The sequence below is a fragment of the Parabacteroides sp. AM17-47 genome, from assembly GCF_003434625.1.
GTDB classification, from domain to species: Bacteria; Bacteroidota; Bacteroidia; order Bacteroidales; family Tannerellaceae; genus Parabacteroides; species Parabacteroides distasonis.
In genome coordinates, this window is the sequence record NZ_QTLI01000003.1 from 213845 (window position 1) to 226750 (window position 12906).

General features: G+C 46.5%; 11 protein-coding genes and 2 pseudogenes. 1 reads left to right on the forward strand and 12 read right to left on the reverse strand.

What is annotated here, in order from left to right:
• Positions 1-2 precede the first annotated feature (2 nt).
• Positions 3-274 (forward strand): annotated as a pseudogene (locus DW205_RS03510) (type II toxin-antitoxin system YafQ family toxin).
• Here DW205_RS03510 and DW205_RS03520 read toward each other — a convergent pair.
• The 12 genes and pseudogenes from DW205_RS03520 to DW205_RS03575 form a co-directional block, all read right to left on the reverse strand.
• Positions 271-1530, reverse strand: a pseudogene (locus tag DW205_RS03520) (serpin family protein). The pseudogenes DW205_RS03510 and DW205_RS03520 sit on opposite strands and share 4 nt — an antisense overlap.
• Before the next feature lie 182 nt (positions 1531-1712).
• Complete coding sequence (folE, locus tag DW205_RS03525) at positions 1713-2303, reverse strand: GTP cyclohydrolase I FolE (protein WP_005866578.1); 591 nt, start codon at positions 2301-2303, stop codon at positions 1713-1715.
• A gap of 5 nt (positions 2304-2308) precedes the next feature.
• Positions 2309-2815 carry a hypothetical protein gene (locus DW205_RS03530; protein ID WP_005860984.1) on the reverse strand — a complete coding sequence of 169 codons (507 nt, stop codon included), beginning with the start codon at positions 2813-2815 and terminating at the stop codon, positions 2309-2311.
• Positions 2816-2885: 70 nt separating this feature from the next.
• Positions 2886-3641, reverse strand: a complete 756-nt coding sequence (gene tpiA / locus DW205_RS03535; RefSeq protein WP_005866575.1) for a triose-phosphate isomerase — start codon at positions 3639-3641, stop codon at positions 2886-2888.
• Positions 3642-3677: 36 nt separating this feature from the next.
• Entirely contained in the window at positions 3678-4961 is a 1284-nt protein-coding gene (locus DW205_RS03540) for a BT_3928 family protein (protein ID WP_005866573.1), read from the reverse strand.
• Between the two features lie 5 nt (positions 4962-4966).
• Positions 4967-5512 carry a DUF1599 domain-containing protein gene (locus DW205_RS03545; protein ID WP_005866571.1) on the reverse strand — a complete coding sequence of 182 codons (546 nt, stop codon included), beginning with the start codon at positions 5510-5512 and terminating at the stop codon, positions 4967-4969.
• 158 nt (positions 5513-5670) lie between these two features.
• The gene (locus DW205_RS03550) at positions 5671-6921 is read right to left on the reverse strand and encodes a M23 family metallopeptidase (protein WP_005866569.1); all 1251 of its coding nucleotides are present in this window, start codon (positions 6919-6921) and stop codon (positions 5671-5673) included.
• A 210-nt stretch (positions 6922-7131) separates the two neighbouring features.
• Complete coding sequence (recG, locus tag DW205_RS03555) at positions 7132-9228, reverse strand: ATP-dependent DNA helicase RecG (RefSeq protein WP_005866567.1); 2097 nt, start codon at positions 9226-9228, stop codon at positions 7132-7134.
• A gap of 22 nt (positions 9229-9250) precedes the next feature.
• The gene (locus tag DW205_RS03560; protein WP_005866564.1) at positions 9251-9949 is read right to left on the reverse strand and encodes a 2-C-methyl-D-erythritol 4-phosphate cytidylyltransferase; all 699 of its coding nucleotides are present in this window, start codon (positions 9947-9949) and stop codon (positions 9251-9253) included.
• Positions 9949-10146, reverse strand: a complete 198-nt coding sequence (gene xseB, locus DW205_RS03565; protein WP_005860969.1) for an exodeoxyribonuclease VII small subunit — start codon at positions 10144-10146, stop codon at positions 9949-9951. The genes DW205_RS03560 and xseB overlap by 1 nt, the downstream gene beginning before the upstream one ends.
• A gap of 39 nt (positions 10147-10185) precedes the next feature.
• On the reverse strand, positions 10186-11520 hold the full coding sequence (gene xseA, locus DW205_RS03570; protein ID WP_005866561.1) for an exodeoxyribonuclease VII large subunit: 1335 nt from the start codon (positions 11518-11520) through the stop codon (positions 10186-10188).
• Positions 11501-12883, reverse strand: a complete 1383-nt coding sequence (locus DW205_RS03575; protein ID WP_005866559.1) for a S8 family serine peptidase — start codon at positions 12881-12883, stop codon at positions 11501-11503. Before DW205_RS03575 ends, xseA begins: the two co-directional genes overlap by 20 nt.
• Positions 12884-12906: the final 23 nt, after the last annotated feature.

A 12906-nucleotide genomic window follows, 5' to 3' on the forward strand; every position in this document is an offset into this window, starting at 1 on the left:
CCATGTACGACGTACAGACTACCAAGCAATTTGATAAGAGTTTCAAGAAATGCTTGAAAAGGAATTGCAATCCAGAACTCCTATGGGAGTTATCGGCATTCTTCAAGAAACCGGTTCCCTCCCAATGCAATATCACCCCCATAAACTAAGCGGTAAATTTGAGGGCTTATGGGAATGCCATATTAAAAGCGACTGGCTCTTAATATGGCAACAAAACGATACCGAACTGGTCTTGATCATGACCGATACCGGTACACACACTGATTTATTTTAAGACTTGGGATGATCCACTCGGCCTGCGAATAAAATGGCACCCGTACTATTCTCCTTTAAGACATAGCCGAAGGGATGATCAAAACGAAGTTCCTTTAAAGTGGTAGCGGGAGGAAGCGCACTTGTATCCATATCTACTATCGTAACAGCGGCGGCTTCCGTGCCGGACTCATCGACCTTAATAAAGGTATTTTATTTTATCAAGCCTATAAATAAAGGCTGTTCGGTTGATATATTCGTGAAGTCTGCCTCCGACTTAAAGGCATCCTTGACTCCCAATGTCCTCATCACATCTGTTAAATCCATACTTGATTCCATCGTAAAGCGAGGCAAATAGAGGTCGAACGAATAAGAGCTCAGGTTACTCATCCACTGGTTCCAACGATCCGCATCCAAGTCTGCAATCAACTCATCTAGCGAGGTTTTCTTCTTATCGGACGGCATAAAAAGAACCAGACTAAACGCTCCGTTTCCATAAGGTAGTTCCACGACAGATACCTGCTCATCACCATAATAATAATTTGTCGCTTGTTGTTTCATGGTAGGAACTTTGATCTCTGATCCGTCCTTTAGATGGAACGGCTTGTCCTTTGTATCTCCCTTATCGAACTCCATTTTCCACACTCCCTTGAAATAAATGGCGTTGATCAGGCATGCCAATGTATTGGGACTGATTGTCTCCAGCATCTTAGGGATCAAATCATTCGTTTTATTGGCGCACCAATGGTTGATCTTGTCCACCGTCTCCATATTGAACGGCTCGTTATAAACCTCGGCATTATAATATGTCTGATTGGTCTTTACAAATGGTTCCAGCATTTGGAAATCATCCTTGATCCACATACTATTCGCATTCATGAAAACAGTACGACCATCCAACTTGGGAAGCTCCGTCTGCATCATTTGGGCATAAGCGTTTATCTCCTCGTTGGTTAAGCCCTCATAACCTAAGGCTTCTTGTAGCTCTGTATACGTATTACCATTCGCCCCATTCAATACCATACCCAAACAAAAGGAGGCGCTTAAAGGAGAGATACAAAAATTCGACTCCTCCTTGCCAGCCATTTCCTTATAAAAATTAAAAGCGAACTTCTGCCCTCTAGCGTTTACCTCTATCGATTTAGTATCCAAAGGTATATCATATCGCTCAGTATCGGTTCCGAAAGGTTCTCCGAAAGAATCATTGTCGCACCCCGTCAACGCAAACAAAGGTATGCAGAGACAGAGCGACAGGAATTGGTAATTGTTGGTCTTCATAACTTGATATTTTTAATGTCCTTATATCTAATTGATGAATAGGTCTCCGTAAAAGTTGCATCCCGCCTATATATTTCACGACTGTGCCCCAACGAATGGAAATGTAGGGATATAATAAAAGCCGTATCACTGCGGATCAGTTATACGGCTAAACTGGAGTAAGCTATGACGGGAGATGATGATCAGCGATTATGCTTGATCAAGTTCATGAACTCCTCGCGCGTCTTGGCTTGTTGGAAAAAGCCGGTGAAATCAGAGGTAGTCGTCAAGGAATTTTGTTTCTCCACGCCACGCATCTGCATGCACATATGCTGCGCCTCGATCACGACCATCACGCCCAACGGGTCCAAGGTCCTCTGGATACAATCCTTGATCTGCATCGTCATACGCTCCTGTATCTGGAGACGGCGGGCGAAGATATCCACTACCCTAGGGATCTTGCTTAAGCCCGTAATATATTTCTTGGGGATATAAGCCACGTGGGCCTTGCCGAAGAAAGGCAACATATGATGCTCACAAAGGGAGAAGAAATCGATATCTCTCACGATAACCATCTGTTTGTAATCCTCTTCCTGAAACATGGCGGAACGGAGCACCGCCTCCGGGTCCTCATGATATCCCTTGGTTAAAAACTGCATGGCTTTCGCCACACGTTCCGGCGTTTTAAGCAGACCCTCACGCCCGGCATCCTCACCCAGCAAACCCAATACTTCCTTATAATGGCCGGCCAAAGCTTCCCGGGCACGTAGCGTCTCTTCGTTTACTTCTGACATTCTCTTTAATTTAGGGGAATTTTTATCTCTTCTCGTACGATATACATTTCCTTCCCGTATTTCGGGAAAGCACCCATCAACAGGCGCATCATATGATAGGCCTCCTCATGCGAGCGGAAATCTCCCACACGCAACTTCCAGAACGGGGCGTTGTAAGTGACATACGTCGGGATCTCTGGAAAAAGCTCCTTGATTTCCTTCTCCTTACGAAAAGCCTCGTCTTTCGAGACCCGTTGGTTATTACCGGAAAATACCTGCGTACGATACCCTTGTACCTTCAAGAAGGTAAGGCTATCTGTCGTCTCCACGTTCGCTCCACGCATACGCTCACCCACCATCTCGCGGATAGCGGCGGATTGATTGATAACGACCTCGCCTTTTCCCAAACCGGATCTCTGCAACGCATCGAATATGGTCGAACGCTCACCTTCCAACGCCGTCTGAGCGAATAAAGATGAAGTACCGGCCATCATAAAGGCAAATAGCAATAAGATACAAGGAATTCTTTTCATAGATAGAATATTAAAAAGAGTATCTTTCCCCATTCATTGAGGGGAAAGATACCTTCTTATTATGAATTAATTAAAAAGCCTCGATAATCGGCATGAATTTGTCAACGGCCAAAGAAGCGCCACCGATCAAACCACCGTCTACGTTCGGTTTAGCGAACAATTCCTTAGCGTTACCGGCGTTACAGCTACCACCGTAAAGGATCGTGCAGTTATCAGCTACCTCATTGCCATATTTAGCGGCCAAAGTAGCGCGGATGTGAGCATGGATCTCCTCAGCTTGCTCAGCGGAAGCAGTCTTACCTGTACCGATAGCCCATACCGGCTCGTAAGCCAAGACGATCTTGCTGAAATCCTCAGCGGAAAGATCGAACAAAGAACCAGCGATCTGAGCGTCTACTACCTCGAAGTGCTTACCGGCTTCTCTCTCCTCCAAAACCTCACCGATGCAGAAGATCGGAGTCAAACCGTTAGCCAAAGCCAACTCAACCTTCGTCTTCAAGATCTCCGGAGTCTCATGATAATAAGCACGTCTCTCAGAGTGGCCTAAGATCACATATTTCGCGCCAGTAGAAGCTACCATAGCGGCAGAAACCTCACCTGTATAAGCACCTTTTTCCTTGTCAGCGCAGTTCTCAGCGGCAACACCGATCTTGTTTGTATCGATAGCGGCAGCAACGCTTGCCAAGTGAGTGAACGGAGTACCGATGATCACATCGCAATTCGGAGTCTTACCCTTCAAAGCCTCGTCCAAACCTTTAGCCAAAGCAAGACCTTCAGCAAGAGTAGTGTTCATTTTCCAGTTTCCTGCAACAATATTCTTTCTCATAACTTAATAATTTAAATATGTAATACAAATAAATCTCTATTCAGATTCTTTTCCTTTCCGGCGACGGCGATTGCGCAAGGCATCGTATCCCCAAACCAGCAACAAAGGTACGGTAAAACTTAATAGGTTGGTTATTAGCCGGGCATCTTCTTTCGCTTTCCAGTCGGTATTTCCTTCCAGATAGCCGTTTACGATCGTTTTCAGCTCTTCTTCCTGTGGGATATCGTTGTAATGCCACTTCATCAAGATCGTACCTTTCTTCAGCAAGACCAATCCCGGATTGGAGCGGATGATTGTTTTCAAAAGGACATCATCGGCCATAAGAAACGGATACTCGGCACCGGTATTATCACTCCATGTAGCGATAGCCTCGGCGGAAGAACCCGTCACGCAATAAAAGCCCAAGCCGTTCTCCAAGGCGTAATCGTATACATTGTTGATCTCGTCGATACGCTCATCATCCGCATTCTCCAGACGGGGAGCGATCAAAAGAAAGAGACCTTTCGGGTCGTTCAGCAACTCATCAGTCACGTCTGCGTCATTCTCATTATAAATATGAAATGTGGTAACGGGGGGAACGTATCCTTGTTTGATCAGCTTGGTCTTTGAATCCACGAAAGTCCACGTACTATCATCGGCCGGGGCGTTCTCCAAAGAAAATTCTTTCTGTACGCCATCCTTCTCGTAAATAAAAGAATACGCATATTCATCCTCGGGCGCACCTTCCGGTATCGACATCAAGGCAGGGATATTCGCACCCAACTTATAGGGACGGAAATCCAAGATCGGCAAATGATTATAATTCCGGTAAGCGAAACCGATAGCGAAGACATATGACCACAAAGCCACGAACCAGTAGACATGGTAGGTATAGCCTTGTAAAAGCCGCTGATTATGGATGAACACGTAAATAGCGGCGGCCAAAAGTACGACATTCTTATAGAAGGTCTGCCAATTACTGATCACCAAGGCATCCCCGAAGCAACCGCAATCCGATACGGGATTGAAGATCGCCAGATACAGCGTCAGCGGCGTCATGAAAGACATCATCAGCAAGGTCAAGAAGGTCGTATACCGCCGGTACACCCCCAATAGCATACAGACACCCAGCATGAACTCCAGAGCGGACAAATTAAAGGAGATCAAGACCGTAAAAGGTTGCAGCTTATCCAGCCCAAAGGAAGTCAGATAGTCGCCAATCTTAATGGCGCCTCCCATGGGATCGACAGCCTTCACCGTCCCGGAGAAGATAAAGACTACTCCCAGTAACAGGCGGCAGACCTCTGCGATCACTTTCTTTACGGTTTCCTTATATTCCATGTAGCTCACTCCTCGCCAAACTCCAGCTTAATCAAGCCGAAGAGGGCATAATTGATCATATCCATGTAGTTAGCGTCCACTCCCTCGGAGACGAGTGTCTTGCCTCCATGACTCTCGATTTGCTTGGTCCGATAAATCTTCATCAAAATAAGATCCGTGTACGAGCTGATACGCATACTGCGCCACGCCTCATCATAGTCGTGATTCTTGGCGTACATCAGTTCCTTCGTCTCAGTGATGTATTTATCGTATAATTCCAAGGCTTTATCTATCGTGATATCGGTCGTATCCGCGAATCCCAACGCCAACTGGATCAAACCGATCACACCATAATTAACGATGGCGATAAACTCCGGACGGATTCCCTCGTCCACCATGCTCGTCCCCTTAATCTCCAAGCTACGGATACGGTTCGCCTTGATAAATATTTGGTCGGTAACCGACTGGGGACGCATAATCCTCCACGACGGCCCGTAATCCTTCAACTTCTTCCCGAACAACTCCCGGCACAGGGAGATCACTTGCTCGAATTGTTCCTTTGTATTTGGCATACTATCCTAGATTATACCCGCGAATATAGGAAAAAAGACGTAGATGTTCTCGAAAATTCAAGACAACAAAAGCTAATAAGATAAATGAAAAGAGGTTACAACGAAAAGGAGCCACTTTATAAGCGGCTCCTTTTCGTTTTCTTACATCTTATATATCGTTATGAACAGCGTAATGAGCGTCCTAAGCGCAACACGGTAGTCTTTGTGATACCGTTCAATTCGCAGAGTTTACTAACGGAAGTACCGTATCTTTTAGCGATAGCGCCAAGCGTATCACCGGATTTAATACGATGATAAACCGGAGTAGCCTCCACATCATTCATTGTATTCGTATTTTCTCCTAAAGAAGCGGTAGCGGAAGAACTTGCCTGTACCGTGATTTTCTTAGAAGATCCGGAAGCGGTCGATTTCTTTTGAGTTTGAGCTTTTGGAGTAGCTTTAGCCGCGGTTTCCACACCGGCACTACAACGAATGGACTGGCCGATACGTAACATAGAAGTAGATTTCAATCCATTTAAACGACAAAGCTCATTCACTGTCGTACCATATATACGTGCGATTTTACCTAAGGTATCACCGGATTTTACACGATGGTACACCATCTGACTATTGGAAGATGTATAGATATTGCTCTTACGTCCGTTAATCTTGACGTTACGAAACACATATTGATCCTGATGAGGTATTGAGTTCTCGAAGTCAATAATATCAGCCGGGTTAATAGCCTGTCCAAGAAAACGAGTCTCAAAATGCAAATGAGATCCCGTAGAGCGTCCTGTATTTCCCCCTAAAGCGATCGGATCTCCAGCCCGTACGATATCGTTCACACCTACTAAGAATTTAGATAAATGACCATATACAGTCTCTAAACCATTCGGATGGCGAATCACAAGATAATAGCCATATCCCCTACGCTCGAAATTCTTGATACGCACCTTGCCGTCAAACGCCGCACGGATCGTATCTCCAATTTGCACTTTCAAGTCTATCCCCTTATGCATCCGTCTACGGCGAGGACCATACTTTGAAGTGACCCTTGTCATAGAGTCCATAGGCAAGACAAAAGTAGAACAATCGATTATGCAAGAATCCGGAAGATCAACCTTCTTACCCCGGAAAGGATTCACCCATTCATTTGTCCACTCGCCATATAATTCATCGGCAGGAAACATCAAGTTCTCCCTTGCCTCCAACTCCGCTTTCTCATTAATCTCCGCAAGCTCCTTCAAAGCCATATCTTTCTTAAAGCCAACACGGTCGGCCATTAACTCAGATACACGCTTGTCCATAAGTTTGTGGGTTGGATGATTGGGAGTCTCCGGAGTTTCCGGTTTCACCGGATTCTCCGCATTTGCAGTCGATACCATCACAGCGGCACAACAAATGAATAGAAATGTCTTTATACTCATTTTTTGATAACTTTCATTCTTATAATTCAGGATAAAACGGCAATACCCGGCATCTCTGCCTGATTGTCAACTTGTCAAAGTTCGGAAATTTGAATAAGCCGACAAAATTGATTAACGAAAAATTTCTGCAATGACTTTGAATAAAAGCAAAACAAGCGAATAAACAAGCTAAATATCAAAGACTTACAGAACAATATGTTTCACAACATATTAGCTAATCATTCCCCAATTTATCTTCCTTGTGAACAGAGTTTTGAGCCTTTCGCTCAATATCCGGTGCTGTTCGGACAATAATTCGGGGTCTTCGTCAAGAACTCCTTGAGCGATATCCCGCGCATATTGAAGTATTTGTCCATCGGCAGCCAAGTCCGCTATTTTAAGATCTATCCCCTCGCCACTTTGCCGGGTACCTTCCAAATCTCCATGTCCCCGGAGACGGAGATCCGCCTCAGCGATCTCAAAGCCATTCGTACTGTTCACCATAATCTCCAATCGCTTACGAGTGTCATTACTTAATTTATAGGAAGAAACCAAGATACAATAAGATTGTTCAGCACCACGTCCTACCCGGCCACGAAGCTGGTGAAGTTGAGAGAGGCCGAAACGTTCAGCACTCTCGATCACCATGACGGATGCGTTCGGCACGTTCACGCCAACCTCTATAACCGTAGTAGCCATCAAGATTTGCGCCTCGCCGGAGATAAACTTCTGCATCTCGGTATCCTTATCCGCCGCTTTCATACGGCCATGTACCATACATACCTTATATTCTGGGAAGACCTCCTTGAACGTCTCAAAACCAGCCTCCAAGTCTTTATAATCCAGTTTCTCATTTCCTTCAATCAACGGATATACCACATAAACCTGACGCCCCTTTTGTATCTCTTTCCGAAGGAACTCATAAAGTTGTGCCTTTTTATTATCATAGCGATGAAGCGTCTGTATCGGTTTACGTCCCGGAGGTAACTCATCGATCACCGATACATCCAGATCCCCATACAAAGTCATCGCCAAAGTACGGGGAATCGGGGTAGCCGTCATCACCAACACATGCGGCACGATCGTGTTCTTCATCCAAAGGCGTGAGCGTTGCTCCACACCAAAACGGTGCTGCTCATCGATAATCGCTAATCCCAACGAAGAGAAAACCACCGTCTCCTCAATCAACGCATGCGTCCCGATCACGATCTGGATCTCACCGCTGGCAATAGCCGGTAATATCTTATCCCGCTCTTTCTTCTTGGTAGATCCGGTCAAAAGAGCGACCTTAACGTCCATATCTTTCAGGAATCCCATGATCGTCGCATAATGCTGGGTTGCCAATATCTCGGTAGGAGCCATCATACAAGCTTGGCAATGATTATCTATCGCCAATAGCATAGACAATAAGCCTACCAAAGTTTTGCCACTCCCCACATCACCTTGCAGCAGGCGATTCATCTGCCGCCCGCTACCCATATCGATCCGGATCTCACGGACTACCCGTTTCTGGGCGTTCGTCAACTCAAAAGGAAGATACTCTTTATAGAACGTATTGAAATAATGGCCGACCGTAGGGAAAACGATCCCTTTTAGCTTCAGTTTCCGAACGCTAGCGGTACGTAATATATTTAATTGTATGAAGAAAAGCTCGTCAAACTTCAAACGTAACTGGGCGTCACGCAACTTAGCGGCAGATTCCGGGAAATGGATATTCCGCACCGCCTCTGTCATAGACATCATATGGATCCGTTTCAATACGTCGGGGGAAAGCGTCTCCGGAAGTTCCCAGTTCAGCCAGCTTAACAACGTATATTGCAGGTTCTGGATCGCCCGGGAATTCAAGAAAGATTTCTTCATTTTCTCCGAGGTATTATAGAAAGGAGTCAAGCCATTCGCCACTTGATCAGCTTGCTCCATTGAGTCGATATCCGGATGCGGTATGTTATAGGTATGCCCGAACTCCGTAGGCTTTCCGAAAACTATATACTCGGTATTGGGACGATACTTATCTGTCACATAATTCAAGCCCTTGAACCAGACCAAATCGATCGTGCCCGTACCATCCGAGAACTTGCCAACCAGCCGTTTACTCCGCCCCTCGCCTAGCGTATCGAAATAGAGAATCTGGCCTTTCAACTGGATATAAGGCATATTCCCACTGATCTCGGCAACTTTATAAAACCGGCTGCGATCTATATATTTATAAGGAAAATAAAAGAGCAAGTCCTCATACGACGATATCCCCGCTTCCTTTTGCAGGATATCCGCCTTCTTGGGTCCTACTCCCGGCAAGTACGTAATCGATCGCTTATCAAGGTCCAGCATAACATCTATGAGTTTTTAGGGTTTACCGGGCAAACATCGCTTCCGCTATTAACAAATCAAAGGGCGTGGTAATCTTGATATTCTCACGATCACCGGGAACCGTATCAATCGCATGCCCCATCGCCTCCACCACGGAAGCGTCGTCCGTAAATAAAGACGAATAAGGTTGCTCATAGGCTTTTGTCAATAATTCCAAATGGAAGACTTGCGGGGTTTGTACAGCCATATAGCGGGAACGGTCCACCGGATGGCTCCCTTTTTCATCTGTCTCACGCAGGGAATCAATCATCGGAACAACCGGGATAACGGCTCCCGTGACAGCCGCTTTATCAAAGCAGGCCTCAACAACCTCCGGAGAGACGAAAGGACGAACGCCATCGTGCACAGCGACCAAACTCAGACCGCTATCCTCCTCCCCCTTCCGACGCCTCTCCGCCAAAAGCCAATCCAACCCATTCTTAACCGAGAAGAAGCGAGTATCTCCCCCTTTCACGATCGCATGCGGGACCTTGCAGCCGATTTCCTTGCAAAGCATATTCCAATACGGCTGATGATCCTCCGGAAGCACAAGGATTATACGTGCGGAAGCATCCCAACGATGAAAAGCCTCTAACGTATGCATCAAAAGAGGTTTCCCCCGCATAGGAATAAACTGCTTCGGCAGATCTCCACCCATACGAAGCCCTTTACCCCCGGCAACGATCAAGACGTACTTATTCATCAATCCAATTCCTCCAAAACTTTTTTAACTTCCTCATCCACTTTATACAGCTTCTCCTTGCAAAGCTTGATCAGACGAGTAGCTTCTTTTACCTTCTCGGACAGGATATCGACATCCAAGTCTCCATTCTCGATCTCAGCCACGATCTTACGAAGTTTCTCGATCGCCTCGTTATATGTTTCTTCTTTCTTCGCCATATTAATTATGTATTTATCGGACGGTTATAAAACCACCCTCTATGGTTTGATAATACTTTTTATTTCACCATCGATGAAGCGAGTCGTCAGTTCTTCGCCGGCTCGCAAATCAGAGGCATGTTTGATAATCTTGCCATCTTTCAAGGCTAAGCTATATCCCCTCTTCAATATATAATCAGGAGAAGCCATCTTGATAAACTGCTCCGTAAGCTGGATAAAACGCCCACTCTCGGAAAGTTTAGAGGTAATACCGTTCCGCAAGCGAAGTTCCGTATTCTCAAGCACCGACTGGCGGCGTGATAACAAACCCGATGCCATCGCAGGTAAACGGCTCGCTATCGTTTGCAGTCCCGAACGATTCCGCTCGATCCGGCTTGTCACGATAGAAGGGAAACGGGTCGCTACCAATTGTAAATAGTTTTTCTGTCGGGATAGAATATCCATAGCCAATAAACTCACGTCTTGACGCAAACTCTCCAACTCCTCACCAACGCTATCCATTCGGGAAATAAGGAACTCGGCGACAGCGGTCGGTGTCTTCATCCGGGTATGCGCTACCAAATCTACAACCGTATCATCCCGTTCGTGCCCGATACCCGTGATAATCGGTAAAGGGAATTGAGCGCAATTCGCCGCCAACAGATAAGAATCGAAGCTATTCAAGTCCGAGGTAGCCCCACCTCCGCGGATAATCACGACCACATCAAAAAGATCTTGATGTTGATAAATCCGGTCTAAAGCCGCTATTACAGAAGCCTCCGTCCGTTCTCCCTGCATCAAGGCGGGGAATAATTTGGTATAGAACGGATACCCCCCTTTATTCCGTGTCAACTGATTCATAAAATCCTCGTAGCCGGCAGCCGTCGGAGAAGTAATGATAGCGATTCTCCTAGGAAGTAGCGGAAAAGGCAATTCCTTATTCAGTGTAAAGACCCCTTCCTCCTGCAATTGGCGGATAATCTCCATACGCTTACGCACCATATCACCTAACGTATAAGCCGGATCTATATCAAGCACCGTAAGACTCAATCCATACAACTCGTGGAACTCAACAGACACCTTCACCAACACTTTCAAGCCGGAAGCGAACATCTGACCGGTCTCCATCTCGAAATAAGGTTTCAACATACGAAACGTCTTCGCCCAGATAGACCCTCGTACCTTGGCCACCAATTGCCCGGTCTGCACATTCTTCTCCACAAACTCCAGATAACAATGTCCGGAAGAAGTATTCACCCGCACATCGCTCATCTCCGCACGCACCCAGCAAGTCTCCGGGAAAGCCCTCGACAACGCACCCCGTATGCGGGTATTCAGCTCTAACAAAGATAGAGCCTCTTTCTCACCCGATAAGTTATTTAGATTCGGCCGCATATTTACGCTCTTGTTTATAAGCTTTGTACACATCCGGGATGCCATATCCCAACTCAGCGTCCGGTTGCTCAAACTTACTGCCGAAACGCTGCAAAAGAGAGATTATATCCTTATTCGTCAGACTGGGAAACGCTTGCCATAGACAAACACCCAACCCCGCTAAGATCGGCGTAGCGAAAGAGGTACCGTTCGCGTAACGGATATTCCCCGTAGGATCTATCACGCAACAGCCCGTACCCAAGGCAACCACATCCGGCTTCACCCGGTAATCCGCCGTAAAGCCAACAGAACTGAAATTACTTTTCTTCTTACGATCCGTGATAGCGCCCACTGTCAATATATCCGGGGCATCCGCTGGAAAGGTTATCTTTCCCCAGCTACCGCCCCCCTCGTTGCCGGCGCTACTAAACAACAAGATCCCTTTTGATGAAGCCATCTTAGCGGCACGACTGATCAAGGAAGTCCTCCCGTCCAATTGATCTTGATGATAGTTCAGGGCCTCTACATCAAAAGAGAAATACCCCAACGAAGAAGAGACCACATCCACTCCCACGCTATCGGCAAATTCCATAGCTGCCGTCCAATAATCCTCCTCGATGGGAAACTCCGAACGGCTATCCTCGCTCTTTATCAGCCAATATTCGGCTTGGGGAGCCGTACCGACCATCAAGCCCGGCGCATCAGCGGCCAAGCAAGATAAGACCTTCGTCCCATGATCATCCCCGATGAAAACGCTTCGGCCGGGGAAAACCACGTTATGCGTTCCTAATAACCGCAAGGAATCAAATACGCTGATCCGATCCACGTTCATGAAACCGGCATCGACCACGGCCACACGCATACCCTTACCCTTAAAGCCCGCCTCATGCAATTTGATACCGTTCAGCATCTTGATCTGCTCCTCGGCATAACCGTAAGGCGATTTCTCCGGTTTATCTATTGGCATAAACCGTGTCGTATCTTTCTCTTCCCTAGGAATATCGATTTCCTCGTCACCTTTCCAGACCCATTTCACGGAATCCACGATCGGGAGGCGCAAGAGACGCTCAGCGACCAAGCTATCCGGACTGGACACCACGACCGTAGAGAACCATTTACTCTCCAGCACCGGTTTTCCTCCATTGGCGGACAAGGTATCCAGATAAGCTTGAGCGATCGGCAAATCCGATTCCGACACCGATATACCTTGCCGGCTCCGTCGCTCGACAGACTCCTTGGAAAGATATTCCTCCGGGTTATCCAGCGTATAACCGGAATCCCCTTTATCTTTCAAATACACCCGAAAACGAAAACTTTCCCCCGCATGTACTCCCAAAGAAAACAAACTGAATACGAAAACGAATATTCCTATATATTTACTCATAGAACCTCACACAATTACGAATT

Bases quoted from the DNA above. Each gene is read 5' to 3' on its own strand.
- folE (WP_005866578.1), bottom strand. From the start codon at position 2,303: ATGTCAGAAGTAAACGAAGAGACGCTACGTGCCCGGGAAGCTTTGGCC.
- DW205_RS03530 (WP_005860984.1), bottom strand. From the start codon at position 2,815: ATGAAAAGAATTCCTTGTATCTTATTGCTATTTGCCTTTATGATGGCC.
- tpiA (WP_005866575.1), bottom strand. From the start codon at position 3,641: ATGAGAAAGAATATTGTTGCAGGAAACTGGAAAATGAACACTACTCTT.
- DW205_RS03540 (WP_005866573.1), bottom strand. From the start codon at position 4,961: ATGGAATATAAGGAAACCGTAAAGAAAGTGATCGCAGAGGTCTGCCGC.
- DW205_RS03545 (WP_005866571.1), bottom strand. From the start codon at position 5,512: ATGCCAAATACAAAGGAACAATTCGAGCAAGTGATCTCCCTGTGCCGG.
- DW205_RS03550 (WP_005866569.1), bottom strand. From the start codon at position 6,921: ATGAGTATAAAGACATTTCTATTCATTTGTTGTGCCGCTGTGATGGTA.
- recG (WP_005866567.1), bottom strand. From the start codon at position 9,228: ATGCTGGACCTTGATAAGCGATCGATTACGTACTTGCCGGGAGTAGGA.
- DW205_RS03560 (WP_005866564.1), bottom strand. From the start codon at position 9,949: ATGAATAAGTACGTCTTGATCGTTGCCGGGGGTAAAGGGCTTCGTATG.
- xseB (WP_005860969.1), bottom strand. From the start codon at position 10,146: ATGGCGAAGAAAGAAGAAACATATAACGAGGCGATCGAGAAACTTCGT.
- xseA (WP_005866561.1), bottom strand. From the start codon at position 11,520: ATGCGGCCGAATCTAAATAACTTATCGGGTGAGAAAGAGGCTCTATCT.
- DW205_RS03575 (WP_005866559.1), bottom strand. From the start codon at position 12,883: ATGAGTAAATATATAGGAATATTCGTTTTCGTATTCAGTTTGTTTTCT.